Here is a 24,876-nt window from a genome sequence, read left to right as displayed (position 1 = left end):
CAAACTTTGACAAGTTTATAAACATTCACTTAACATTACATTTACATTGCAGACTCATAGACGCACTCTTTGTGTTTGCGCTACACAACAAACAACAATTACAAGGACTTCAGTCCACAGTTATGAACCCTAGGAGGGTCAAGGATGAATAAGAAGCACTGCTCTCTGCTTGCAATCTCAGTATTGTTTGCGTGTCATGCTAATTCCGCCGGCTTCCAAGTTGCGGAGCATTCAGCATCAGGCCTTGGCAGAGCATTTTCCGGTGAAGGTGCCGTCGCCGACAATGCCTCTGTACTCGCTCGCAACCCTGCAGCGATGACTCTTTTCGACGTAGCGCAGTTTTCTGGCGCTATCTCTATCGTTGACCCTGAAGTCAACGTCTATGACAAAACCAGCAAAGAGCAGTCTGACGACGTGGCTCCGCTACAGGTTGTACCAGCGGCTTACTACATCAGCCCAATAAACGAAAAGTGGGCATGGGGTATTGGCCTGTTTACTAACTATGGCGTGGCAACCGACTACCCCGACGATATTTCAGCAGGAGATATGGCGGGTGACACGGCACTGGTTTCTGTTGGTCTCAATCCCAATATCGCCTATCGCGTCAACGAAGCATTGAGCGTTGGTGCTGGGGTTAACTTCGTTTATGCCCACGCGGAGCTGACACGCCATAAAGGTTCACTTGCTCCTCTATTTGGTTCTAATGATAAATCTGAAAACTTGATTGGTATGACTGGCACAACTTTTGGCTATGGCTGGAACGTTGGCGCGCTGTATGAACTCGGCGAAAGTACTCGTTTTGGTTTCGGTTACCGTTCTAAAGTCGATCTTGATTTTGATGATGGTGAATTTAGCAGCTACGATTCTGGCATTGCCACTTCCGCTAAAGTCGACGGTCGTTTGCAAATCAGTCTGCCAGCGATTATGGAAATCTCCGCTTATCATGAGCTAAACGATCAGTGGGCGATGCATTTAGGCTGGCAGCAAACCGATTGGAGCACGTTTACCGAGCTCAAAGCGACCTCACCAGACTGTAATGATGGTACACCTGGTCAATGCTTCTACAAGCCGGAAAAATACGAAGATAACAACCGTTACTCTATCGGCACTACCTATGTGATGAATGAAACTTGGACCTTCCGAGTGGGTTTTGCCTTTGACGAACAAGCGGGTAAAGCCACCTTGAGTATTCCTGATAGTGACCGTACATGGTACAGCGCAGGCCTGACTTACAACATGAGCAAAAACATGACGCTGGATGCGGGTTTTGCGTTAGTGAAAAGTAAATCAGGCCCATTTGAAGAGACCAACGCAGCGGATAAAAAATTTGAGTTCGACGCAGAAGGCACTGCGTACATCAGCGCGATTCAAATGAACTACACCTTTAACTAATCAGGATTGACGGAGTAACACAATGAAACACACATTTAAGCTATCGCTGCTATGTTCAGCAATCCTGCTCGCTGGTTGTGGTGATAATACTGAAAGCTCAGGAACTACAGGAAAGGTTACTTTTGAACCAAACGTACAAACACTTCTGGGGCGTGACGCTTCAGTCAAATTCGTTCTAAAGGGTTCTTCAGCAGATGTGCCTTTGCCTTCCTTTTTACTTTTTGACACTAATGATCACACTTTAAACATTCCTATAAGTGCTGGCAAATCTAGCAGCTTAGATAACCCCGAAGTCGCGATGGGTGAATCAGATGGTTGGAGTACCATCATGCCATTCAGCATCAACTTCAACTTCGCTGATGGTGTGACGTTACTGAACGATACCGTTGTGATCAATGGCTCGCCATTTAGCCAAAACCTCAATGCGGGCATTCGAGTTGCAAAGGTTGATGTTGACCTAGCGACTGGAGCAATGACTAACTTTACTGCACTAACTCCTGGTGTTGATTTTCTTGCCGTCACTACCGATTTGAAGAGCATTAAAGTCCTTCCTCTCAAAGGTCTAGATCCTGCATCAAACTACATCTATGCACTTACAGATTCGATCAAAGATAGCAACAACAACCCGTTGGGTACATCCAGTTCATATGCAAGCTTGAAAACTTCAACAGCTCAATCTGGATTATTGGCGGCACCACAAAAAATTATCTGGAACATTGAAAAAACCTTCGAAGATAACGATCAAGTCACCAGCAAAGATGAAATTGTTTACTCTTCTTGGTTTACGACTGCATCAGCAGGCAATGTAATGCAAGGAACAAAAGCAGCGATTGCCGCCTCAGTGAATCCTGCTGTTAAGCCTGCTGGTGTTTGGAAAGGAACCGCGAACCCAAACAACCTCTCAGCTGACGAGCTCAACTCGCTTTACAGCATTGACGCAGACGATGCTGGTGCCGATTTCGGCGCAGCAGTCACCAATGACCCACTTTTCAAAGCGGCATTTGGTGATGACAAGGCCAACGCACTAAAGAACAGTTACGATGCGTTAGCAGCTGCCGCACCGACACTAGATTCCATTCAAGTTTTTCGTGGTACGGTCAAACTGCCCTACTTCTTGAGTGATCAAGTCAATGGTAAAGAGTGGAAAACACAACCTTGGCGCAGTGGTATGCCAAGTGTGTTTAAGATCCTAAAGACCTTGAGTTCAGGCTCTAACGCTGATAAAGCAGCGATTAGCCAGCAGTTAATCGATTTAGGTTTTACGGATCTGCCAGCTCAGCTCTACTCTGTTCAGCATCAAGCACTTCTCGTTGGTGCGAAACTGACATTGGCCGATGGCACTCAACTGGATGCTGATCGAATTATGACCAGATACAGCGCAGTTCCACAAATTCGTGCAGTGAAAGAGGTTCCTTTCATTATGTTTGTTCCTAAGGGAACGGGCACGGACGACGTACCGTTACTGCAATATCAGCACGGAATTACTAATCTTAAAGAAAGCGCTTATGCTTTGGCATTAAGTCATATCAGTACCGCTATTCAAACGGGTAAAACACCTTATGCGTTAATTGCTATTGATCAACCATTGCATGGACAACGTGCCTTGTCTGATGGCACCGTAACAACGCCAAGTACGCCAACGGTGTTTATGAATCTTGAATACTTGCCAGTGGCAAGAGACAACATTCGCCAAGGTGCTATTGACGGATTAGGGCTACGTTACGCATTAAACTACGTAGATCCAACGGAAGTGGCTTTCCAAACGGTAAACCAAGCCAATGTTTCTCTTATTGGCCACTCTATCGGCGGCATTACTGGTATTAGTAGCTATGCTGTTGCTAATACATCAGTTAATCCAGCGATTGATTCAATGTTTAGTTACAAGACAGCAACATTAGCCAATCCGGGTGGCGGTATCGCGCCGTTCTTGCTTGAATCAGAGTCATTCTCGCCAATCATCAAGCACAGTATCACGGCTACGGCAGTACCAAGTTACTTAAATTACTACGCGAATACATGTCCGACCAAAGATAACCCAGGCGCTTGTTTCAATAGCTTCTATAGTGATGCAGATGCCGAAACGAAAAGTACCATCGATAATACTTTGACCTCATTCACTTACGCGGCACAGACCGTGTTAGACAGCGTTGACCCATTCAATATCGCTTCTCAAGTGAGCGGGTCCCTGTTGGGTATTCAATCCAATGGTGATACGACTATTCCCAATAAGGTGTCGAACATTCCTACAGCGGGTACAGAGCCACTGTTTAAGAAACTCGGATTAGTGAATACGGCTACTGATGCCACTGGTACACGTGTCGCTTCGTACTTTGATGAGTCATCCAATGCAACCCACTCTACGGTAGTTGCTCCAGGATCGGGGGAAGAACTCGCTCATGGTGAAATGAGCTCTCAGATTGTTCAGTTCACACGCACCGAAGGAAACGGTGACGGTTCGTTAACTGTTAACGCAGGTTTGCTAGACGCGAGCAAGTAATCCCAAGATTACCGTGTGAGTCAATGCCCAGTGTTCTATATGACACTGGGCATTTTATTAGAGGATATATAAGTTGAGCATTGTTACTTAACCGAATCCTCTTTTTAGATGGGAAAATCTGTAAAATACTCACTTTAATTTTCTAAACCCTTTTAATTCTCAGGATAAAGTGGATAATACCGCCTCAAATTAATACTACTAAGGTGAGTTCTCATGTCTATCGAAGCAACTCTGCTGGATCGTTGCCAGTCTAAATGTGAATTGTGTTCTTCTGATTCTTCGCTATCGGCCTACCCGGTACCACCGCACACTCACGTGACTGTGGATACTGCGATTATGGTCTGTGACAAATGTTTGAGCGAAATCGATGAGCCAAAAGACATTAACCACTGGCGTTGCCTAAGCGACAGCATGTGGAGCCAAGTGCCTGCCGTTCAAGTGACAGCATGGCGCCAACTGACTCGCCTCAACACCGAAACTTGGGCTCAAGATGCACTCGACATGATGTACATGGAAGAAGAGCAAAAAACTTGGGCGATGAAAGGCATGTCAGCAGATGACAAAACCGTTGACTGCAATGGCGCTGAGCTAAAGAAAGGTGACGATGTTACTGTTATCAAAGATCTGCCAATTAAAGGCTCCAACCAAGTGATCAAACAAGGCACTGTGATTCGTGGTATCAGCCTGAGCGATGACCCTAAGCTGATCTCTGGCAAAGTGAATGGCGGTCAGTCAATGTATGTGATCGCAGAATACTGCCGTAAGAAATAAGCCGCGCTCGTTTCAGAAATTAGGCGTCTCCATGAGGCGCCTTTTTTATTTTTTCGTTAGATGGCATAGCCCCAAACCGCCTCATACAAGCGAGAACATGTTACCGAGCTCTTTGCCAAAATCCACCCAATTTAGCCCCAAAAACATTAATCAACGCACCAAGCACAATCAATGCCCCGCCGAGGAAAGTCCAAAAAGAAGGGATTTCGTTAAATAACCATACCCCTAACAACGCAGAAAAGACGATTTGCACATAAGAATAGGCGGACGCTTTCCCAGCGGTTTGCGTTTGCATTGCCTTGGTTAAACCAAACTGGCCAATTTGAGTAAAGATACCGACTAAAACCAAGGCAAAAACCAACCAGAGATCCGGAAGAACAAAGTCATCACCAATTAAAAGCGACGCTGTCGGCAGTGCGACCAAGGGAAAGTAAAAAATGATCACCGAACTGTCTTCGGTGCGGCTTAACTTTCTCACTATCACATACGCTATTGAGCTACCGAATGCACCCAGCAAGGCAATAGCAACGCTGAACATCGGCAACTCGCTTGCCGCATGCTGACCAAGTGTTGGGTAGACCATGCAAAAAAGACCGAGTAAGCACAGCCCAATGCAGGCCAGAGTGGATATCTGAACCCGCTCTTGCAAAAAGAGGACGGCCAAAAGCGCTGTAAACACCGGGTGGACGTATTGCAAAATAGTAGCTTCAGCCAAGGGCAAGGTGGTCACCGAGTAGTAAACGCACATTAGTGCAACGGTACCAACCGTACCACGGGCGAATAGCAGTGCTTTATTGTTGCCCCAAATCGAGATGCGTTTTCTTTTGACATCCGCGTAGCTGAGGATAAGAGACACTAACGCACGCGCGGCGACAATCTCAAACAGCGGAATACCATGCACGCTGACGTATTTCACACTGGCTGACATCAGCGCAAAGCCCAACGCAGACAAAAGCATATAACGCACGCCAACAGGCAGCCAGGATTCGAGTTTTGCAGACATAGGAGGAAGGAGTAAGAATAATTTGCGTTACTGTATCACAGCGGGTTAGCCGCAAACTACGTCTTTACCGCTGCAGGAGCAGAAAAAATAAAAGCCGACATTGACGTCTAATGCCGATCAGTTAAGAAAAGTTTTTGAGATCATTTGACCGATCCTCAAAAGGCTTCAAAATCCGATATTAGGAAACTAATATCGGATTTTTCATGTCTTTACAGAGCCAACTTGCGAGTACTTTTCGCTCATGCAATACCTTCCATCACTTTGACAAATACTCTGAAATTCTTAGTCCAGAGCTTATCCAGCAAGGTTTTGAAAAAGCTGGCGTAGCAACAGTTAGAAGAAGACGTTTACCCTTGGAAGCAGTACTTTGGTCCGTTGTTGGAATGAGTCTTTTTCGGCAACAATCTGTTTGGGATATTGCTAACCAACTTGATATTGTCCTACCAGACAAACGGCGCTTTGTTGCGCCAAGTGCTGTTGTCCAAGCTAGGCAGAGATTAGGCGAAGAAGGTGTTAAACAAGTCTTTAAGACGATGGCGGCTCAGAGTTATCAATCTTCTAAATTTGAAACTTGGTGTGGACTCAATCTCCTATCTGTCGATGGTGTCGTTTGGAGAACAGCGGATACACCTGAAAATCATCAAGAGTTTAAAGCACAGCGTAATCAGTCATCTGAAAATATTTACCCTAAGGTACGCATGGTTTGCTTGATGGAGCTTACAAGCCATCAGCTCATCGATAGTGCATTCTCTGACTATCGAACCAACGAAATGCGGCTTGCAGAAGAGCTCATAGAACAAACGCCAGACCATTCTCTGACTATTTTTGACAAAGGATATTACTCTCTGGGACTGCTGAACCGCTGGAACAAAGTCGGCCAAGAGAGGCATTGGATGCTTCCTGTGAGAAAAGACTTCCAGTATGAAGTCGTTCATAGGTACAGCAAGAGTGATGCAATCGTTGCGATTAAAACCACTCCTCAGGCAAGAAAGAAGTTTAGTGAACTTCCTGATGTAGTTGAAGCAAGGCTAGTCTCGAAAATCATTAACGGTAAAGAGTATCAGATACTTACCTCAATGCGTGACGGGTTACGTTTTCCTGGCGAAGAAATTGTAGAGCTCTATCGTTATCGCTGGGAAATCGAATTAGGCTATCGGGAAATGAAGGAAACCTTGCTTGACAGAGAGTATACATTGCGAAGCAAGCGTCCAGATATGGTTAAGCAGGAGCTCTGGGGTATTCTACTAGCCTATAACCTTATCAGGCAGGTTATGACAAAAGCGGCAAGTAGGTTAGATAGTGTCTGGCCAAATCAACTGAGCTTTACGAGCAGTGCTATGGCTGTGACGCAATACTTTGCAGCGTTGCCTTTAACAAGCCCAGGAAAGCTCCCTAAACACTATGAAGTATTACTGGAGCATGTATCCATGTTTATCCTACCACCTCGAAGAGAAGATAGAAGTTATCCTCGATGGGTGAAGTTGAAACCCAAGAAGTACGCGACAAATAGAAAAAATGCCAGTCAGCTTAACTGACTGGCATTAGACATTGACGTCGGCTTTTATTCTCTTTGCGTGAGATTAACGGTACATGCCGATATCTCGTTGCAGATGTACTGGCAACTCTTCTGCGTAATAACTGCGCTGAGCACTGTTATCGACAAAAAGAATATCCAATAGGTGAGCAATCAATCCTTTGAAGTTAACCGAGTAGGTTCTCTTATCCATAGAGGTTGGTAAAGCTACATTGTTGATGTGCATTGCTTGTGCCATGATTGCCTCTCTTAAAATCTTTCAACGTTCTCGTTTCGATGGCTGAATAATAGGGCTTTTTTTCATGGTCAAAAAATGACTATTTTTAACCATTCGGATTATTTTTTCTAATAAAACAAACCATTAACACGCGCCAAGACTAATCAATGCTCTTTTGTGCATTATAATTCATCGTTTGGCCAAAATGGCTGCATAAACTCAAAATTGGCACTTCAATAAACGGACTGGTTTCACATATTTTTTACATTAAATATTTTTAACTTCACTTTCAACACCGTCACCTCTCGCTATTTTGATTAGTTATATTAAGGCTAATAAGCGCTTGCTTAGCCCTATTTTGATTTGCCTTGAGAGAAGCCACAATGGCTGATGTCATGACAAACAATAGAAAACTCAGAGACCACAATGTCGGGATCTCATACGCAGAACCAACCAGCAGCATTTTCACCCCTATAAACACCATGATGATCGACAGAGCGGGTTTTAGGTAAACGAACTTATCCATCATGGCTTGCAGGACAAAATAGAGTGAACGCAGCCCTAACAGAGCAAACACATTCGCCGCAAGGACGAGAAACGGCTCTTGGGTGACGGCAAAAATAGCCGGAATAGAGTCCAAAGCAAACATCACATCCATCACGGCAATCACAGCGATGACAATCAGCATCGGCGTGGCAAACCACTGCCCTGCGCGTTTCACGATCAGCGATTGACCATGAAAAGTGTCACTCACTTTAAAATAGCGTCGGAGCAAACGTTCTGGCAACGGGTTGAGCGATGTTTGTTCATCTTTCTCACGAGCAAGTTGAATACCTGTCCAAATCAAAAACGCCGCAAACAGATACAAAATCCAGTGATACTGTGCAAGAAGCTGCGCGCCGACGGCAATCATGACGGCTCGCAGTATTAATGCGCCAATCACGCCCCAGAGCAAAGCACGTGGACGCAGCGACTCCGGCACATGGTACTGCGCAAAAATAATGGCAAAAACAAACAGATTGTCGACACTTAGCGATTTTTCTAATAGATAACCCGTTAAGAAAGCCATCGTTGCTTCTTGGTGACTGTACGAACTGTTGGGAACATAACTATCCCAATAAAGGAAAATGGTCACGGCAAAGACAAATGCCAAGAGGAACCACATTAAGCTCCAGCCCAATGCGCGGCGCATCGAAATGGCACCGCCGCGAGTTTGCCAAATATCAAGAGAGACTAAAACGAGAGTTAGCAATGCGAAGCTGCCATACATAGCAGCACTGCTGGTAAAAAATGGCGTAGATTCAGCCAATAGTGAAGTAGATACAATCGGGGACATGGTTTCCTCCAAGGGCAGAAGGAACCTCATAATTCGGGACCTTCCGCAGACAACAAATTTCGCCAAAGTCTTCGGCTTTGACACTCTGTGCATGCGTTGGTCTCGTTAAAGTGACTATCATAGCCGTGAGCCGATTGGCTCAACGGGATAAACACCTTTAATTGCCGGAAAGGCCTTAGCCTAACGGGATGACGACAAATAAACTTACGCTAACTACTCCCCAAACCCAGCTATTTTATTCCACTCTTGTCAGCGGATCCAGAATGAACCTCTAAATAATCTTCTTGGCCTAAAACAAAAGAGAGCCGAAGCTCTCTTGCTCTGTTTTGGCTACATGCCGCCTAGCGGAACTAGGTATACCAGTGTTGACCAAATTGCCACCCAACCAATTACCACGGCGGTGTCCATCCAATCTTTATTCCACATATCCGTTTCCCCCATTTTTTGCAGGAAACACAGCAAACTCTATACCAGTTTTAACCTGTTAGGCGAAACACTCACAGACTCATTTAGCACATTCGGTACATCTTGTAGGTATTCTATAAAACAGTCCGCCATCGATAGCGTACTGACAAAACCATCACCTTTCATCTCACCCAGCGCCTCGTAGCCCTCTTTACCTTTCATGGTGTAGGCTGACGATGTGCCGCGATACCACACATCGGCCTCAACATTCTGCCAATGACCCGAGTTCAAGATTTGCAAATTTTCAATCCGTTGTCCCATCGGGTTATGTGGCTGATAATCAAAGCGCAAACCGTAAGTGTATGGATAGCTTCCAGAGCCCGTGCCTTCAACACCATTATTCGTAGCGTTATTAATCGCGCCCTCAATAGCCGCGGCAATCGTCTTCCCCTTTACATCATAAAAACCGACAGGAACGGCAAAAGGCAGCAGTTTTCCGGCCACATCGGCCACCGAGACTTCTCCGGGATTTAGCGAATTTCTGACGCCACCAGCGTTATGTAGCGCAAACTGGACGTTGTGACGTCGCTTGTTCAGTGCATGGACAAAAGACGCGGCCACGAGTGGCGCTAAGGAGCTCGGGCCTTCGTCATCAGGAATTCGTACATGGCGTAACTTTTGCTCAGCGTTGGCGATGATCGACTGCTGCAGCTTTCTCACTCGAGGAATGTACTTGTTGTGCATAATATCTTGGATCTGTTCATCCTTTTTGCACACCACCACATTAAGCTGCCCATCAATAAAATCGGCCGCTTGATTATACCAATCGCAAGTCCCTTGTTGGTTAAGGCCCGGATCGAGAAACATACGCCGACCAATCAGCAGCTCATTGCGCCCGTGGAAGCTACTCACTCGACCATCGGCTTCAAACTGGATTTCACAGTGGCCCATGGTCATTGAGTGGTAACCGGCTTGCACAATGAATGTCTCGTTAACTTTCAAACCATAGTCATCGTCTTTTCCGAGCCCGACCGCGCTAAAGTCACCCTGTAACCTATGGCTGTGTCCACCGATAATAAGCGCGATGCCATCCACCTGACGCGCCAGTTCAATATCACCTTCATAGCCAAGGTGACTAAGCAAGATGATTTTATTGATGCCACGATGCTGCAACAGTTCAACCGTATTTCGCGCAGTATCTATCGAATTTTCAAACGGCGTATCCGGATCGGGGTTGGCAATATCGGCCATTTTATCCAGCGACAGGCCAAAAATGGCGACGGGTTCACCGTCGATCTCTTTGATGATGTAGTCTGCGGTGCGCGTTTCGCTTTGAAAACTCTTCACGTTGTCCACATCACGTAGTGTTAATGCTTTGTCTTGCCGTTCATGGCTCAAGTTCCAGTTACCAGCGAGCAGAGGAAACCGCACCCGACGGACGAACTCCGCGACAGGTTCATTGCCCATATCCAGCTCATGATTTCCCAACGCCATCGCATCAATGGCCAAGGTATTGAGCAGATCCGCATTGGCTTTGCCTTTAAATAGCGAAAAATAGAGCGTGCCTTGGAAACAATCTCCAGCGTGCAAGAAAAGAAACCCTTTTTTCTGTCTCTCCGCTTCTTGTTTAATCTGTTGAGCACGAGTGGCGATGCGAGCAAAACCACCTGCACTTACGTAAGGTTCAATGAGGTTCTCGCCGAGTTGTATCGCGAGCTGTAATGACGTTGGCTCAAAATAGGAATGAGTGTCATTGATGTGTGCCAGTTTTAGCGTGACTGGCTTATGCGTTTTTATCATAGTCACTTTCTCTCTCTTCATTCCTTTATACTTAGAACAGAATGATGACAGAATCGTGAATTTTATGAAACTCCAATGCAAAAAGAAAAAGTGACTGAGTAGCTTGTCACAGCCTGTTGGTCATGAATGTTTAATAAATCGCCAAGCGCACACAATTTGTGACTCCATAACAAACAAGCGCTTAGAAATTGACATATGCTTACTATCAGCACCTTTCACTTTACATTCAAATAATTAGTGGTGCAGCGATGTCTCAGGAGGATGCCTATGTTGTTAGAACGGATCGAAGTTGCTGGCTTTCGTGGTATCAGACGGTTATCTCTTGCGTTTGATGAATTGACCACTTTGATTGGCGAAAATACCTGGGGTAAATCGTCTCTGTTAGACGCCTTGTCGGTGGTTCTGCCTCCCAATGGCGTGCCATACCAATTTCAGATGTCCGATTTTCATGTCGACTACTCCATTTCTCATCCACAAACGCAACATCTACAAATTGTGCTCTGTTTTCGTTCCACCGACAGACACGAAAACAAAGCGGGCCGTTACCGACGTTTGAAACCCGTTTGGTGCAGAGACGACAACGGCGATCATCGCATTTTTTACCGTATCAGCGCATCGCGTAACGGCTACGATATTTCAACCAGCTACGCCTTTTTGAATCTTGATGGTTCAACCAAAAACCTTCACCATTCGGAAAAAATTGCCCAAGAGCTGATGTCACTGCATCCGGTTATCCGCCTACGTGACTCTCGCCAGTTTCCGGAACTGCCAAGCTCATCTGCTAATGGTAAAAATGCGCGGATTGAAAAACGTATCGACAATACTTGCCGCAGGCTGATGGCTATCCCAGGCCATGTAAACAAAGGAGAAATGCGCAGCAGTTTAAAATCGATGCATTCTCTGATTGAGCATTACTTCTCTTTCAAGAGTGTCAGCAAGAATGATCCACGCAAACCACGCGATGGCCTGTTCTACAATTCCACCTCTTCTGAAAAAAACCTTAGCCAATTTATCGAAGAGACAAACAACAAACAGACCAGACTCCTTTTGATGGGCTTGCTAAACGCTTATCTACAAGCTAAAGGACCGGGCGATTTACGCCGCTGCGCAAGGCCGATTTTGATCATTGAGGATCCTGAAGGTCGTCTTCATCCTACCCATCTATCCCGTGCTTGGAGCTTGCTGCAAATGTTGCCCATGCAGAAGATTCTCACCACCAATAGTGGCGCGCTGCTGGGTTCTGTGCCGCTGGCTTCAATCCGCCGCTTGATTCGCCAATCGGATCGCACCACCGCAAAATCGATTCAGTCTCATCGCTTTAGCGTCGATGAGTTGCGCAAGATTGGTTTTCACATTCGTTTTCACCGCTCTGGAGCACTGTTTGCTCGTTGCTGGTTGTTGGTCGAAGGAGAAACCGAGGTATGGCTGTTTAACGAGCTGGCCAATCAATGCGGCTACAATCTGGCCGCAGAGGGCGTGCAGATCATCGAGTTCGCGCAGTCTGGCTTACGTTCTTTGATCAAAGTAGCGAAAGCATTTGGCATCGATTGGCATGTTGTCACCGATGGCGACGCCGCAGGGAAAAAATACGCCACGACCGTGCACTCGATGCTCGGTCACGACCAAGCACGCCATCGCTTAACCGAACTACCCGATCACGACATTGAGCATTTTCTATATAATCATGGCTTTGATAAGTTCTTTAAGGACCTTATCAAAATTCCTTATGAACATCCGATCCCGGCGAAAAAGGTCGTCACGCGTGTGTTGAAGAAACACGCCAAGCCTGATTTGGCGCTGGCGATTGTTTCTCACTGCGAACTCAATGGCGTAGAATGTATTCCGGTGCTGCTGCGTTGGACACTAAAGCGTGTGGTAACGATGGCCAATGGCAATACCTAGTTGTATGGCGAGAGACCAATACATTTCAAACAAACATCAGTGCGAGTGATGGTACATATCAGCTTGGCTGCACTTCCCATTCAAAACACCGAAGAGAAAAAAAGCGCATCTGAAAAGATGCGCTTGTATCAAGTATCATATTGACTGATAGAAAGTATAAAGCGGGATTAAACTCTACACAGGGATACAAAAGATCGGGGGTCTACCTCACGCTTGCCTTGCAAGTGATGTAGTGACTGATTTCTGGTGAAGCCACAAGCCAGATGTTTTCATCAGGTAACCAAATACGCCGCCCAACAACAGTGAAGGGACAACTAACTGCCAGTTACCATCCGCAGCAAATGTTGCACACGAACCGATAAACGTTCCGGGAATGTAAGCCAACCAAGTTTGTTTCGCTTGAATACACATAAGAAACGCGACTACAGCGGTTATCACATAGCCAAGAATTTCAAGGCCAGCGAATGTTGAACCGTAGATGATCACCATCGCCCAAAACACACCTGTCATATTGGTGAGTAAGCTTTCAATCAAGCCCTTAGCACCGGCGTTCGGTGAGGCAAAATAGCTGGTGCATCCTAAGAAGCCAGCCCAAGATAAAAGCCCAAACGAGATGGCAATCCATCCCCAGATACCAGACAGAATGCCTGTTGTCAGCGAAATAGCGACTAATGTACTCATAGTATTCTCGACCCAAACCCGTGAGTAACTGCATGTGCATACTCACAACTCAATCAGGCAACCAATACTAAGTGAAACGCCCCCGCCCTCTAGTGATAATGATCACAATAGAAAATATTAATTTTCACATATTGCATTGATAGTTTGACGCAACCGATAAATCAACAGGTTTAGGTATGATTGATTTTGACCTAAAAACTGAAATGTAATCTGTTTACAACACCGTTGGACGCCCTTTCATCATACGTAGCCCCTCCCTCTTGATGCACTCAAGCAAGGGGTTTTCTGCCATATCAGCGCGCCAGATAAAGGACAAGGTCCGTTCCATACTGAGCTCAGGCACTTTCAGCGCAACCAAACGTCCCGCTTCGATATGACGCTCGACGTCCAAATAGGGTAAACAAGTCAGGTATGAGCCATTTTCCACCAAACTTCTCAGCACCGGAACGTGTTCGTACTCACGCCATACATCCAGGTCTTCCACCAAATGATGAATGGAACTATCAAAAACTTTGCGAGTCCCCGAACCATGCTCACGCAATACCCAACGAGCCTGTTCAAGTTGCGCCAAACTCACTGTGTCACGCTTGGCAAAGGGATGATTGGCCGAAGCCACCACCGTTAGGTGATCGCGACACCAGACTTCCTGATTGAGCCGATTGTCATCACAGCGCCCTTCAATGATGCCGAGGTCGTAGCGGTAATCTAGTACGCCCTCAATGACCCCTTTGGTACTTTTGACCCCAAGAGAAATACGCATCTCTGGAAAGTCGTTATCAATAATGCTGATGAGGTCTGGAACCAGATGCTCCGCGGGGGTTTGGCTCGCACCAAGTCGAATCTCGCCACTGAGCAAATGCTGCTCATAAAACCCCATTTCGATTTGCTGCGCGTCTTGCAACAGTCGTTTCGCTTTCGGCCGAAGCCACATTCCCCAATGTGTCAAAGCCATCTGCTTACCTTGGCGCTCAAACAGCGGGCGCCCAAGCATTTTTTCCAGTTGAGCTAACGACATACTTGTTGCCGATTGGGTGAGTGCCAATTTATCCGCCGCCTGACTAACACTGCCAGAATCGGCGACGGCATCAAAAACTGCCAACTGTTTTAACGAATAGCGCAAAATTTCCTCCCTAAATTCAAGCGTCTCATCAAATCGATGAGCAATGGGTTTCATTTTACTCTTCTCTTTTTACATATCAAAGAATTTGATGAGCTTTCTAAAAATTATCAATTTTACCTCTAGATGACCGCCCCTTAATCTGACTGTGCGGTTCGGGAACACCGCACTCACTAACAACGTCAGGGCTTATAACTTAAGGCTTAGATTAACAAATATAAATGAGCTAAGGAGCAACAATGAATTCAGAAAAAAGGAGTCGATATGTCAGTGGCTACCTCTGAAAACACACAATACTTTTCACCAAAAGAGATGATGGCAGAAGCAGAGAAATTCGCACTCAGTAAGGCGAATAAAACCAGCGCCATGACACTTGGGCTCGCCATTATGGCTGGTGCATTTATCGGCTTGGCGTTTCTTTTCTACATCACGGTAACAACGGGGAGCAGCAGCGCGGGCTGGGGACTAAGCCGCCTGGCTGGCGGACTCGCATTCAGCATGGGGCTTATTCTCATCGTCATCTGCGGCGGCGAGTTATTCACCAGTTCGGTTCTATCCAGCATCTCTTGGGCAAATCGACAGATCAGCTTTGGCAAAATGCTCACCATTTGGGGAAAAGTGTATGTCGGCAACTTTATCGGCGCGATGTTCTTGCTGCTGCTGGTAACCTCTGCCGGGTTGTATCAAATGGATGGTGGTCAATGGGGATTGAATGCGCTCAACATTGCCCAGCACAAACTGCACCACACCACGGTTGAGGCATTTTCGTTAGGCATCTTATGTAACCTGTTGGTCTGTTTGGCAATTTGGCTGACATTTAGCTCGGCTAACGCGATGACAAAGGCCGCGATGACCATGTTACCCGTGGCCATGTTTGTCAGCAGCGGTTTTGAGCACTGTGTGGCAAACATGTTTATGGTGCCACTTGGAATCGTCATCGCCAACTTTGCACCGGACGCATTTTGGTCGCAAGTCGGCGTATCGGCCAGCCACTATGCCGATCTCAACATCGGCCACTTTATCACTGCAAACCTCATCCCAGTAACGTTTGGCAACATCGTCGGTGGTGCGGTACTGGTCGGGCTAGCAAACTGGTGTCTTTACCGTCGTCCATCACTGAAAACGGCAAGCATCAACACAATTACACAAACAACAAACATTACGTCAGTTAAGGAATTTACTATGAAAAACGCTTATATCGTCAAGGACATCATGAATGACACGCCCGTAGTACTAGGGGTTGAAATGCCGATTGCCACTGCACTCGATACTTTGTTAGACAATCAACTGGTCAGTGCTCCAGTCGTCGATATCGAAGGCCGCTTGGTCGGTTTTCTCTCCGCTCACGATGTGATGGTTGACCTATGGTGTCAAGATTACATTCCAAGTACTGAGCAAAAAGTAGTGGATCTGATGAGCCGCGATGTGATTGCGATTGACATCAACGACCGCTTAGTCGACGTGGTGGAATTTCTTTGTATTGATAAAGAGCAGCTTTATCCGACCAGCAGTATGGGCATCGCTACTCGCATGACTTCTCTCTCTTTGGAAGAGCGCGCGAAAAGTATGAAAGTGAGCAAGCCGCACGTTCTGCCTGTTCTGCAAAATGGCAAACTCGCTGGCGTGGTCTCGCGCAAAGAAGTGCTGGCAGCGCTACGACCAATCTACGGCGAGCGACTAAACCTAGTGATGTCTCGCGAATTAGAAAGAGCTTAATACGCTCTCCAATACAGCAAAGCCTCCGAAAATGGAGGCTTTGCTTTTTGTTGAATCAAAACTTACTTTTTGTTGAATCAAAACTTACTTTTTGATCCCTTCAACATGCAGTTCCATGTCCACGTAGCTAGACGCGCCCATCACTGCGATATTGAAATCGGCCAGTTCTAGGCGAGTTTCACCAGTGAAACCAACACGCTCACCGCCCCATGGATCTTTACCAGCGCCGACAAACTCTGCAGCAATCGTGATAGGTTTGGTAACGCCGTGCAGAGTCAAATCACCCATTACATCGAGTTTACCGTTGCCTTTGTCCACCACTTTGGTGCTGGTGAACGTTGCTGTATCGAATTTACCCGCATCGATGAAATCGCTGCTGCGAATGTGCTTGTCACGCTCTGCATGGTTGGAATCGAGACTGCGAGTATCAACAACAACCTGCACCTTAGAAGCGGCAATGTTGTTTTGATCGTAGCTCAACTCACCAGAAAACTTATTGAAACGGCCTTTGATAAAACTGTAACCCAAGTGGCTGACTTTGAAGTTAACTGACGCGTGTGCCCCTTTTGTATCAATCACATAGTCCGCTGCGTTGGCAGTAAATGGCAGTGCCATCGCAAACGCAAGCCCTGTAGCAAGCAGTGATTTTTTCATTTTGAAGCTCCTATCATTTTTTTTAAGGTATTGTCCTTGTTGACAAAGTGATGTTTTAAGGCGGCAAGCGCGTGAAGTGCCGCTAAACCGATAAGCAGCCAAGCTGCGTAAAAATGGACCGTACCGGCGATGTCTGACTGGTTTGCAAACAACTCACCCAAACTCGGCACAGTAAACCAACCGAACACTTCAATCCCGCGACCATCAGAGGTAGAGATGAGATAACCTGATATGAAAATCACCATCATCAGAAGATAAATCGAATGATGAGCCGCTTTAGCTGCCGCAATTTCCAGTTTAGAGCCTTCTATTTGCGGAGAAGCGGTAAGCGCTTTCCATAGCAGTCTAAACACAGTGGCGAGCAGCAAAAGAATGCCAACAGAACGGTGCCAGTCTGGCGCTGTTTTGTACCATTCACTGTAGTAAGAAAGATCGACCATCCATAAACCGACAGCGAACATGGCGACTATCACTACTGCCGAGAGCCAATGTAAAATCCGAGCCAGCGCATTGTATTGTGTTACTTGAGTTTTCTTCATGTGTAGATCACCACTCATTGCGAAATAGTTAATAAGCATAAGTCTCGGACTTAATATAACTTTTTAAACAAACTGAACGAAATTATTTACCAACTTTTACCCATCAGCGACCTCGCCAGATGAATCAACTTGTTCGAAAATTTCGAAGGAACTTCGAGCACGCGAAGAATAGGCCATTTTTATACCAGTACACTGTGAGCCACATAGATCTTTCCATTTGATTTATAGATAGTTTTTTCAATATGAGTCAGATAACACCGTTACATAGGATGACAGGTAAGAGGAGTTAACACTATGTTAAAAGGCGCAAAAATATGGTGTTTTGATCAAGAACTTGTAAGCAAATGTTAGTTGGAGAAAATCAAACATGCTAACCTCACACGGCGTGAAACGTATTTGATAGGGAAATGACTTGCTACTCGATTTGGTTATAAAAAGCGTCAATAACTTTCAGGATGATTGTTTGAAGCTTTGCGAAAAACACTACCCAGCCGTGCATAATCACGGGATGAATGAGCATCATCTCGCTTTGGCGTTTGCACGTCGCATGCAAAACACCTTCCGGCTGTTTAACCATGAAAGTGTGATTGAAGCGTTGGAAACCGTTGAGCAGCCCGATCTCCCTCACCAGTACCGAATCTCGTCGGATATCGGCACAGTATGGGTGTTGTCGCATCACATGATCAGTGCAGGAAAAACCTGTCGCGACAACCTATTGGCGTCCATCACCGAGTGGCAAAGTGAATATGGTTATGCTATCCAGCCAAACGATCTACTGTTTTTGGTAGGCGATCATTGGATAAGCCGCAGTAAAACCAGCCGTGAACTGCTCTATTGGTGGATGGGTGCATTGCCAGATCAAGTCACTGAATACAGTGAACAAGGTATCTCTCTCTACACCTGTGATTCCCAGTTCACCCAAAGCCTTGAAGGGCGTTTTAACATTTCACCCTGCTATCTTAAATTTGGACACCCGTTACGTCGTGCAAAGAACCAGCAAATGATACGCAAATATATTCAATTTTATGCCGTGTTGCAGTGGCATTAAATCATGTGAAACTGAGTGCGCACACGTTACGCCACCGAGGTAAAACAAAGCAACTGCACGAATATCAAGGGCGACAACAAAGTTTGACCTGCTTCGATAATCCTTGAGTAAAACCACAAGGGGGCTTGCTAAGTCTAAAACCTGTGGGTAGAAAGAATGAGGGCGCAAAACCCGCTAGCACAGTTTACGTTGTCATTTTGACAACTTTATTAATTTTGGGTGAGCCAGTTTCACCATATTGAATTTTGAGCCTTGTTTAGAATGAATACGCTAACAGCAGAAAAACTGGATGAATACATTTACACCTCGTGTGATGGACAGTTCCTTGCTCGCTACAAAGAGATGACTTTGCGCAGTGTTTTTCAGCCGATTTATAAGAAAGATATGACTTTGGTCGGTTTGGAAGCCTTGGTACGAATAGACTGCGCTGACGGCAGTACAATCCGGCCGGATCTCTTCTTTCATTGCGATGATGTGTCACCAACGGATAGACTCAATGTCGAAAGACTGAGCCGCATTATTCATATCCGTAACTTTGCCCTTTCCCGCTACAGAGACAAACATCTTTTTTTGAACGTACTGCCACACGCCATCGAACGACTGGCCAATGAAGAGCTCAGTTACAATTTTCTGCTAAGGACAATCCAAGAAGCTAACTTACGACCCAGTCAGATTGTCATGGAACTGATTGAAGTGCATGTTAACTGTGAGCAAGAGCTGCAGTTTGCCACTCGATCGCTCAGTCGCAATGGTTTTATGTGGGCAATTGATGACTTTGGCGTAGAAGCCTCAACCCATGAACGCACTAGAAACGTACTACCCAACATCATCAAACTCGATCGATCTTTACTACAAAGATACGAGCAGGGCGAGACGGCATTGCTTCTGGCGGCGCTTGAATTTGCAGATGAAATGAATTCGATGACCGTGATCGAAGGGATTGAAACTGAGCATCAGCTCGCTTTGATGAAGTTGCTCAATTTGGACATGTATCAGGGTTACCTGCTTGCCATGCCCAAATCGCTATCGGAAGAACACCTGTTCAGCGCAGCTTGCTACGCTTAATCAGTTTTTCTTTCCCCGGCCTTGGTGGATTTTCAGTTTTGCCTTCATTTTACGCTTATCAGCCGAACGACTTTTACGTTGACCCGCTGGATTGTTGTCTGTGAAGGTGCTGGCAGGGCTCGGCTCAAAACCGGCTAACCACTCTTGCGGCAGACGTTGATCAAGTAAGCTCTCGATCGCTGTTAGCAAATACTCTTCATCGTGGGACATAAAAGAGACAGCTAAACCACTTTGCCCGGCGCGTCCGGTACGACCAATGCGGTGCACATAATCTTCCGCTTTGTAAGGCATGTCATAGTTAACCACTTGCTCAAGCTGAGCGATATCCAGCCCGCGCGCAGCAACATCGGTCGCAATCAAAGCTCTCACTTTACCGCTCTTAAAATCATCCAACGCTTTCTGACGTGCGCCTTGCGCTTTATCCCCGTTAATCGAAGCTGCTTTAATGCCATCAAGTTTCAGTTCACTGACCAATTGATCGCTGCCCTGCTTAGTTTTGGTAAACACCAATACCTGCTGCCAATTACGTGAACCGATCAAATACGCCAACAGTTCACTTTTACGCTTTTTATCCACCGGATAAACCATCTGTCGTACTTTCTCGGCGGTGCTGTTTGCAGTCGCGACTTGGATCTCTACCGGCTCTTTCAACAAGCGATAGGCCAAGGCTTTAATTCGAGTGTCAAATGTTGCCGAAAACAGCAGTGTTTGTCTCGCCTCTGGCATACGCTTTAAAATTCGCTGGATATCCGGCAAGAAGCCCATATCTAACATGCGATCCGCTTCATCGAGCACCAACAACTGCGCGTTAACTAAAGTGGTTTTTCTAGTAAACAGGTGATCAAGCAGGCGTCCCGGGGTTGCGATCAAGATGTCCACGCCATTGGCTAAATTCTTCACTTGAACATTGATGCTGGTTCCACCGTAAACAGTGACGATTTTTAACGAGGTGTGCTTGGCGTATTGACTCAAATTGTCAAATACCTGCTGTGCCAGTTCACGGGTAGGCACAACCACCAGCGCTCTTGGCGTTGCGCTTTCTTCTTCAGTATTCACATGGCTGGCTGACAACATTTGGATAAGCGGTAAACCATACGCAGCAGTTTTCCCTGTTCCGGTTTGAGCCCCAGCTAGCACATCTCTACCAGCAAGGACATGCGGGATTGCTTGCTGCTGCACGGGTGTGGGTGTTGAAAAACCGAGTTCAGATAAAGTGTCGCTCAACGCTGGTTCTAAACCGAGTTCAATAAATTTCGCTGTCATGGGGCCCCCGTAAAAATGAGCGCGGATTTTACCAGAGCCAAGTCGATTAGACTATTGATGAAGCCAACTCTTTCTGCTGATTGAGAGCATACGTCATCACTTCAGGATAAAAATGCGCAAACTGCTCGACGAAAAATGGATAGTGGCGAGCAAGCGTCATACCACACTCACTTAGTGGCGTCATACGTGGACTGCGCTGTGACATTCTTAACAAAGCAAATTCAATATTTTGCATCGACTGGTAGGACTGTAGCCATCGCCCTGACCAAATTTTATCATTAACCAAGACAAAACGATCTGGTAAGGCAACTTGCGGAGCGTCATTGACGGCCCTTTGCGCGAGCGCGACAAAATCCTCCAATGTTTGTGGGTGATAATCCGACCAATGAGATGCCAGGCAGTGATCCCAAAACACATCTAACGCAATTGGGGCAAAGCGCCTTAGTTGTGTAGGAAAGCGCATTTTGCACTCGCTGAGTAAATCATGCTGATCAGTGAAGCTGTCGATCAGGCGATGCAAACGGATACCATCTGCAATCGCTTTCGGGTAGTGTGGGTAGGGGTCACCTTTGACAAAATCGCCCAGCAAATTACCTAACAGATTACTGCCAGCAAACTGGGCGAGGTGCAGGTGAGCAAGAAAATTCATTCTTTGATGGGCAATCAATGCAATGCGGGAGGCAAATTTCGGCGTTTAAACACGAGATTATGCATCGGCTTCCGCCACAGATTCTTGCTCTTGATAATCAGATAGGTCAAAGCCGATTTCGAGCGCATCCAGCCATTCCAGAGATTCTTCATTCTTGAGATATTGGTCTGACATAAGACCTCCTTGTGTGTCGAGCAGATACATTCTGCTCTTTAATCTTTGTCGCAACAGATGTTATAGGCCACATTAGTAACACAAGAAAGACGCAACTTCTATCTCCGAGATACAGCTCATAAGTAACCGTTTGCTTTAATTTAAATGCGTGACGTTGCACAAGAGCTTAACGGCAAGTGAGCAGCTCATTTGTCATGGAAATGACATGACAATGAGCTATTGTTCACAATTTTAAGAATGGGATGAATTGTTATTACATGATTTTCTAATCTATATCTCATAATCTCGGCCAATATATCGATAACTTTAGTCATGAATCGATCTCTAAACGGAGTTTATATGAGAGAAGTTGAATTCAGAACCATTGATCGCTTGTTTATCAAGATGTCCATCAATGACAAAATCTGGGTAATTTTTGCGCTGTTTATTGTTGCACTATCCGCCGTTGCGGGTAACCACTATTTAAGCAGCTTAGAGCACATTGAAAGCCAAGCAAAACTGGCGGCCGAATCTCAATTGAAAGGGATACTCGCCACCAATGATACCAACGTGATCCTCGCCCAAAATGGGGTATCACGAGTGAGCAGCGCCCAAGCCGCTGTTTACCAAGACGGCGTGACACGTGTCGTGCAGCAAGGTCGCGATGGGCAATACTATCAACTGACAATCAATAGCAAAAACACCGACAATAATCAGCGCTCTTCTGCTCTCACGACATTTTTGCTGAGCTACCTGTGGGCGATTCCATTTGCCATTTTCTGTTACTGGGTAGCCACCTTCTTGGGCGGGGCTTTGTGGGTGCTCTACACCACCACACAAAAAATTGCTGAAGGTGACCTCACCTCTCGTTTGGGGTTTCACCCTGGTCGAGACGAGTTCGGCACTATAGGTTGTGCTCTCGATAAGGCGATGGATACGCTGACTCAGTTGGTAAAAAGTGTCAAACAAAACGCAACGACGCTTAGTGAAACCAGTGCCTCGTTTGAAAGTGAGATGAAGCAAAGTGGCGTACAGATTAATAATCAGTATTCCTCTCTTGATTCCGTTGCTACCGCGATGGAAGAGATGACCGCTTCGGCGAAAGAAGTGTCGAACATTTCCCAGCAAGCCACACACCAAACGGAGTTGGATGCTCAACACATCGAAGGCAGCCATAAACGCGTTCAATCTGCGATTGCTGAAATCGAAAAGTTGTCTGGCTATATTGAAAAAGCGTCGACATCGGTCTCCACGCTCAACGAAAACACCACACAGATTAACGAGGTGATCACCACCATCAACGCCATTTCAGAGCAAACCAACTTGCTGGCACTGAACGCGGCGATTGAAGCCGCTCGTGCGGGCGAACAAGGCCGAGGTTTTGCGGTTGTTGCAGACGAAGTTCGCACTCTCGCCAGTCGCACTCAAGCGGCTACAGTTGAAATTCAGGCGATGATTGAAAAACTGCAGACGGAGAGCCAGAACATCGCTTCAATCACCGCGCAAACAGTCAATCAAGCGAAAACCAGCAGCGATTTAATTGCCGATATTGGCTCTGATGTCCAAGCTATTGCCAGTTCTGCGCGCTCTTTGATGGATATGAGCATTCAAATCTCCACGTCCGCTGAAGAGCAAAGTGCGGTTGCCAACGACATCGCCGCCGAACTCAGTGATATCCGTACACAGTCAAACGCGATCCGCCGAGTTGCAGAGCAATCTTCTCTGGGTGTGGCTAACCTGACCAAAGCCTCTGCGTCGTTAGGGCAAATACTCAAACAGTATCGTACCCAATAAATCGAATCGGTCTGAATGGCCTTCAAAAAGCTCCCTAGGGAGCTTTTTGTTTATCGGGGAGATTTCACTAAAAAGACTTTTAAATGCTCACTTAGTTGTATATTTAGCATGAAGTCCGTCTCAAGTTTTTGTTAATTCACATGAAAAAGTGTCGTGAAGTTAAACATTTGACCTATTCTATCAGTGCCAATTTTTTGCTGCTGGTGACTAAAATGACAACTTACAAATATATAAACACAAAAGATGAGATCCTCTGCCCTCTCTGCCAGAACGATGAATACATGCTGTCATCGGATGGAGAGAAGTTCACCTGTGCCGCCTGCGGGTTTCACACCAAAAACTTCAGCGCCGTTCAATCGGCACTAGCAATACCTGCATATCCACGCAAACCTGTGCATATACACACTATCAGTGCTGCTTGTCACTAATTTTGTTCGTGTCTGCCACTAAGGCTATCAACTCTTCCAGATGCTCGATTTTCGTTACTCGAGCATCTTGGATTTGATTGGGTTGAAAACCATTGGCCAAATAATATGTGCGGATCCCCGCACTTAAACCCGCCTTAACTCCTTTTGCCGTATCATCGACATAAATACATTCTTCGGGTAGAAAGCCCATATTGAAAGCGCTGTACATCACCAGGTCCGGATCTGGCTTCCAACTATTGGCATCAAATGCTGAAAAAATACGCCCATGAAATCGTTCTAGTAAGCCTGTAAGCTGTAAAGAATACTCAATCTTGTCTTTGGGGCCATTCGAAATCACACAGTATTCGATCCCCCACTCTGCAAGAAAATCAAGCAGCGTAACCGCACCCGACATGGCTTTTAGATGGCGATAAAAGAGCTTTTTAACTTCACTGCGGTAGAGCGGTTCAAGCACATCCAGCGACACATTTAACTCGAACATAGTTCTGGCATCGTCGAGAATATCCGCCAGTTTACCCCCTTTAAATTGTGCCGTTACTTTATCAAGCGGCACTTCAACATTAAAACGAGCAAAAACACGCGTTAGCGCTTGGCAACAGAGCGTTTCGCTGTCGACCAAGGTGCCATCACAATCAAATATTACGCACCGAATTGGACTCATCGCCATCGTGCCCTCTCTTATCCCAGCCAAATTTGAATATTGTTGTCACCAAAAATGGCAACTTAGATATTTACTATAAAACGCGGCGATGAAGAGAAAAGGACACGCTCTGCAAAAGACGACAATGGCTCGATTTAATTTGCCAATATTTAGGAGAGATCACCTATTTATTGGCCAAGCTAAAGAATTTGCATGCCCTACTTCCTGAGGTTGATAGCAAGCTTTTGGGGGAAGAAAACTAGAAAACTGTT

At 46.1% G+C, this 24,876-nt stretch carries 20 protein-coding genes; 9 read left to right on the top strand and 11 right to left on the bottom strand.

The genetic code is table 11. The features are described from left to right. Nucleotides 1-144 precede the first annotated feature (144 nt). The 3 genes from EWA64_RS18955 to EWA64_RS18945 all read left to right on the top strand — a co-directional run bounded on the left by EWA64_RS18955 (nt 145) and on the right by EWA64_RS18945 (nt 4,660). Complete coding sequence (locus EWA64_RS18955; RefSeq protein ID WP_061894645.1) at nt 145-1,392, top strand: porin; 1,248 nt, start codon at nt 145-147, stop codon at nt 1,390-1,392. Between the two features lie 22 nt (nt 1,393-1,414). Beyond that, a complete protein-coding gene (locus EWA64_RS18950; RefSeq protein WP_061894646.1) occupies nt 1,415-3,889 on the top strand; it encodes a VolA/Pla-1 family phospholipase in 2,475 nt (824 codons plus the stop codon). 213 nt (nt 3,890-4,102) lie between these two features. Then, nucleotides 4,103-4,660: a PhnA domain-containing protein gene (locus EWA64_RS18945; protein ID WP_039427545.1), complete on the top strand. Its 558-nt coding sequence runs from the start codon at nt 4,103-4,105 to the stop codon at nt 4,658-4,660. A gap of 100 nt (nt 4,661-4,760) precedes the next feature. On the opposite strand, the gene EWA64_RS18940 is transcribed toward EWA64_RS18945, so the two are convergent. Then, the gene (locus EWA64_RS18940; protein ID WP_039444679.1) at nt 4,761-5,663 is read right to left on the bottom strand and encodes a DMT family transporter; all 903 of its coding nucleotides are present in this window, start codon (nt 5,661-5,663) and stop codon (nt 4,761-4,763) included. A gap of 203 nt (nt 5,664-5,866) precedes the next feature. Here EWA64_RS18940 and EWA64_RS18935 point away from each other — a divergent pair, with 203 nt between their 5' ends. Then, nucleotides 5,867-7,198 (top strand): IS4 family transposase, encoded by a 1,332-nt coding sequence (locus tag EWA64_RS18935; protein ID WP_369435797.1) that lies wholly within the window; start codon nt 5,867-5,869, stop codon nt 7,196-7,198. A 45-nt stretch (nt 7,199-7,243) separates the two neighbouring features. On the opposite strand, the gene EWA64_RS18930 is transcribed toward EWA64_RS18935, so the two are convergent. The 3 genes from EWA64_RS18930 to EWA64_RS18920 form a co-directional block, all read right to left on the bottom strand. Then, nucleotides 7,244-7,435 (bottom strand): hypothetical protein, encoded by a 192-nt coding sequence (locus tag EWA64_RS18930; protein ID WP_039427549.1) that lies wholly within the window; start codon nt 7,433-7,435, stop codon nt 7,244-7,246. A gap of 277 nt (nt 7,436-7,712) precedes the next feature. Further along, complete coding sequence (locus EWA64_RS18925) at nt 7,713-8,750, bottom strand: TerC/Alx family metal homeostasis membrane protein (RefSeq protein ID WP_061895673.1); 1,038 nt, start codon at nt 8,748-8,750, stop codon at nt 7,713-7,715. A 465-nt stretch (nt 8,751-9,215) separates the two neighbouring features. Next, nucleotides 9,216-10,976: a bifunctional metallophosphatase/5'-nucleotidase gene (locus tag EWA64_RS18920; RefSeq protein WP_061895674.1), complete on the bottom strand. Its 1,761-nt coding sequence runs from the start codon at nt 10,974-10,976 to the stop codon at nt 9,216-9,218. Between the two features lie 246 nt (nt 10,977-11,222). Between EWA64_RS18920 and EWA64_RS18915 the strand changes: the two genes are divergently transcribed. Beyond that, nucleotides 11,223-12,857: an ATP-dependent endonuclease gene (locus tag EWA64_RS18915; RefSeq protein ID WP_061895675.1), complete on the top strand. Its 1,635-nt coding sequence runs from the start codon at nt 11,223-11,225 to the stop codon at nt 12,855-12,857. Between the two features lie 207 nt (nt 12,858-13,064). Here the strand turns inward: EWA64_RS18915 and EWA64_RS18910 are convergent, their stop codons facing one another. After that, nucleotides 13,065-13,538: a DUF1097 domain-containing protein gene (locus EWA64_RS18910; protein ID WP_061895676.1), complete on the bottom strand. Its 474-nt coding sequence runs from the start codon at nt 13,536-13,538 to the stop codon at nt 13,065-13,067. 214 nt (nt 13,539-13,752) lie between these two features. Next, the gene (locus EWA64_RS18905) at nt 13,753-14,658 is read right to left on the bottom strand and encodes a LysR substrate-binding domain-containing protein (protein WP_039461583.1); all 906 of its coding nucleotides are present in this window, start codon (nt 14,656-14,658) and stop codon (nt 13,753-13,755) included. A 261-nt stretch (nt 14,659-14,919) separates the two neighbouring features. Here EWA64_RS18905 and focA point away from each other — a divergent pair, with 261 nt between their 5' ends. Beyond that, nucleotides 14,920-16,371 (top strand): formate transporter FocA, encoded by a 1,452-nt coding sequence (gene focA, locus EWA64_RS18900; protein ID WP_061895677.1) that lies wholly within the window; start codon nt 14,920-14,922, stop codon nt 16,369-16,371. Between the two features lie 84 nt (nt 16,372-16,455). Here focA and EWA64_RS18895 read toward each other — a convergent pair whose 3' ends face one another. Both EWA64_RS18895 and EWA64_RS18890 read right to left on the bottom strand, forming a co-directional pair. Next, entirely contained in the window at nt 16,456-17,025 is a 570-nt protein-coding gene (locus EWA64_RS18895; protein WP_039444694.1) for a YceI family protein, read from the bottom strand. Beyond that, the gene (locus EWA64_RS18890; protein WP_061895678.1) at nt 17,022-17,564 is read right to left on the bottom strand and encodes a cytochrome b; all 543 of its coding nucleotides are present in this window, start codon (nt 17,562-17,564) and stop codon (nt 17,022-17,024) included. The genes EWA64_RS18895 and EWA64_RS18890 overlap by 4 nt, the downstream gene beginning before the upstream one ends. A 412-nt stretch (nt 17,565-17,976) precedes the next feature. Between EWA64_RS18890 and EWA64_RS18885 the strand changes: the two genes are divergently transcribed. Next, nucleotides 17,977-18,612, top strand: a complete 636-nt coding sequence (locus EWA64_RS18885) for a hypothetical protein (RefSeq protein WP_039427564.1) — start codon at nt 17,977-17,979, stop codon at nt 18,610-18,612. 261 nt (nt 18,613-18,873) lie between these two features. Next, the gene (locus EWA64_RS18880) at nt 18,874-19,677 is read left to right on the top strand and encodes an EAL domain-containing protein (protein ID WP_061895679.1); all 804 of its coding nucleotides are present in this window, start codon (nt 18,874-18,876) and stop codon (nt 19,675-19,677) included. Here the strand turns inward: EWA64_RS18880 and EWA64_RS18875 are convergent, their stop codons facing one another. Then, nucleotides 19,678-20,940 (bottom strand): DEAD/DEAH box helicase, encoded by a 1,263-nt coding sequence (locus EWA64_RS18875; protein ID WP_061895680.1) that lies wholly within the window; start codon nt 20,938-20,940, stop codon nt 19,678-19,680. A 46-nt stretch (nt 20,941-20,986) separates the two neighbouring features. Beyond that, nucleotides 20,987-21,589, bottom strand: coding sequence for an acyl carrier protein phosphodiesterase (locus tag EWA64_RS18870; RefSeq protein ID WP_061895681.1), 603 nt, complete (start codon nt 21,587-21,589; stop codon nt 20,987-20,989). Nucleotides 21,590-22,102: 513 nt separating this feature from the next. On the opposite strand from EWA64_RS18870, the gene EWA64_RS18865 reads away from it, so the two are divergent. After that, on the top strand, nt 22,103-23,536 hold the full coding sequence (locus tag EWA64_RS18865; RefSeq protein WP_061895682.1) for a methyl-accepting chemotaxis protein: 1,434 nt from the start codon (nt 22,103-22,105) through the stop codon (nt 23,534-23,536). A 408-nt stretch (nt 23,537-23,944) separates the two neighbouring features. Here the strand turns inward: EWA64_RS18865 and EWA64_RS18855 are convergent, their stop codons facing one another. Then, the gene (locus EWA64_RS18855) at nt 23,945-24,631 is read right to left on the bottom strand and encodes an HAD-IA family hydrolase (RefSeq protein WP_061895683.1); all 687 of its coding nucleotides are present in this window, start codon (nt 24,629-24,631) and stop codon (nt 23,945-23,947) included. Nucleotides 24,632-24,876 lie beyond the last annotated feature (245 nt).

The organism is Vibrio cidicii, from assembly GCF_009665415.1.
Lineage (GTDB): Bacteria > Pseudomonadota > Gammaproteobacteria > Enterobacterales > Vibrionaceae > Vibrio > Vibrio cidicii.
Note: the sequence above shows the minus strand (reverse complement) of the source record. Positions and strands in the feature narration are given on the sequence as shown.

What these genes read in the sequence shown, in the direction of transcription:
- EWA64_RS18955 (WP_061894645.1), top strand. Translation starts at nt 145, where the DNA reads ATGAATAAGAAGCACTGCTCTCTGCTTGCAATCTCAGTATTGTTTGCG.
- EWA64_RS18950 (WP_061894646.1), top strand. Translation starts at nt 1,415, where the DNA reads ATGAAACACACATTTAAGCTATCGCTGCTATGTTCAGCAATCCTGCTC.
- EWA64_RS18945 (WP_039427545.1), top strand. Translation starts at nt 4,103, where the DNA reads ATGTCTATCGAAGCAACTCTGCTGGATCGTTGCCAGTCTAAATGTGAA.
- EWA64_RS18940 (WP_039444679.1), bottom strand. Translation starts at nt 5,663, where the DNA reads ATGTCTGCAAAACTCGAATCCTGGCTGCCTGTTGGCGTGCGTTATATG.
- EWA64_RS18935 (WP_369435797.1), top strand. Translation starts at nt 5,867, where the DNA reads ATGTCTTTACAGAGCCAACTTGCGAGTACTTTTCGCTCATGCAATACC.
- EWA64_RS18930 (WP_039427549.1), bottom strand. Translation starts at nt 7,435, where the DNA reads ATGGCACAAGCAATGCACATCAACAATGTAGCTTTACCAACCTCTATG.
- EWA64_RS18925 (WP_061895673.1), bottom strand. Translation starts at nt 8,750, where the DNA reads ATGTCCCCGATTGTATCTACTTCACTATTGGCTGAATCTACGCCATTT.
- EWA64_RS18920 (WP_061895674.1), bottom strand. Translation starts at nt 10,976, where the DNA reads ATGAAGAGAGAGAAAGTGACTATGATAAAAACGCATAAGCCAGTCACG.
- EWA64_RS18915 (WP_061895675.1), top strand. Translation starts at nt 11,223, where the DNA reads ATGTTGTTAGAACGGATCGAAGTTGCTGGCTTTCGTGGTATCAGACGG.
- EWA64_RS18910 (WP_061895676.1), bottom strand. Translation starts at nt 13,538, where the DNA reads ATGAGTACATTAGTCGCTATTTCGCTGACAACAGGCATTCTGTCTGGT.
- focA (WP_061895677.1), top strand. Translation starts at nt 14,920, where the DNA reads ATGTCAGTGGCTACCTCTGAAAACACACAATACTTTTCACCAAAAGAG.
- EWA64_RS18895 (WP_039444694.1), bottom strand. Translation starts at nt 17,025, where the DNA reads ATGAAAAAATCACTGCTTGCTACAGGGCTTGCGTTTGCGATGGCACTG.
- EWA64_RS18890 (WP_061895678.1), bottom strand. Translation starts at nt 17,564, where the DNA reads ATGAAGAAAACTCAAGTAACACAATACAATGCGCTGGCTCGGATTTTA.
- EWA64_RS18880 (WP_061895679.1), top strand. Translation starts at nt 18,874, where the DNA reads ATGAATACGCTAACAGCAGAAAAACTGGATGAATACATTTACACCTCG.
- EWA64_RS18875 (WP_061895680.1), bottom strand. Translation starts at nt 20,940, where the DNA reads ATGACAGCGAAATTTATTGAACTCGGTTTAGAACCAGCGTTGAGCGAC.
- EWA64_RS18870 (WP_061895681.1), bottom strand. Translation starts at nt 21,589, where the DNA reads ATGAATTTTCTTGCTCACCTGCACCTCGCCCAGTTTGCTGGCAGTAAT.
- EWA64_RS18865 (WP_061895682.1), top strand. Translation starts at nt 22,103, where the DNA reads ATGAGAGAAGTTGAATTCAGAACCATTGATCGCTTGTTTATCAAGATG.
- EWA64_RS18855 (WP_061895683.1), bottom strand. Translation starts at nt 24,631, where the DNA reads ATGGCGATGAGTCCAATTCGGTGCGTAATATTTGATTGTGATGGCACC.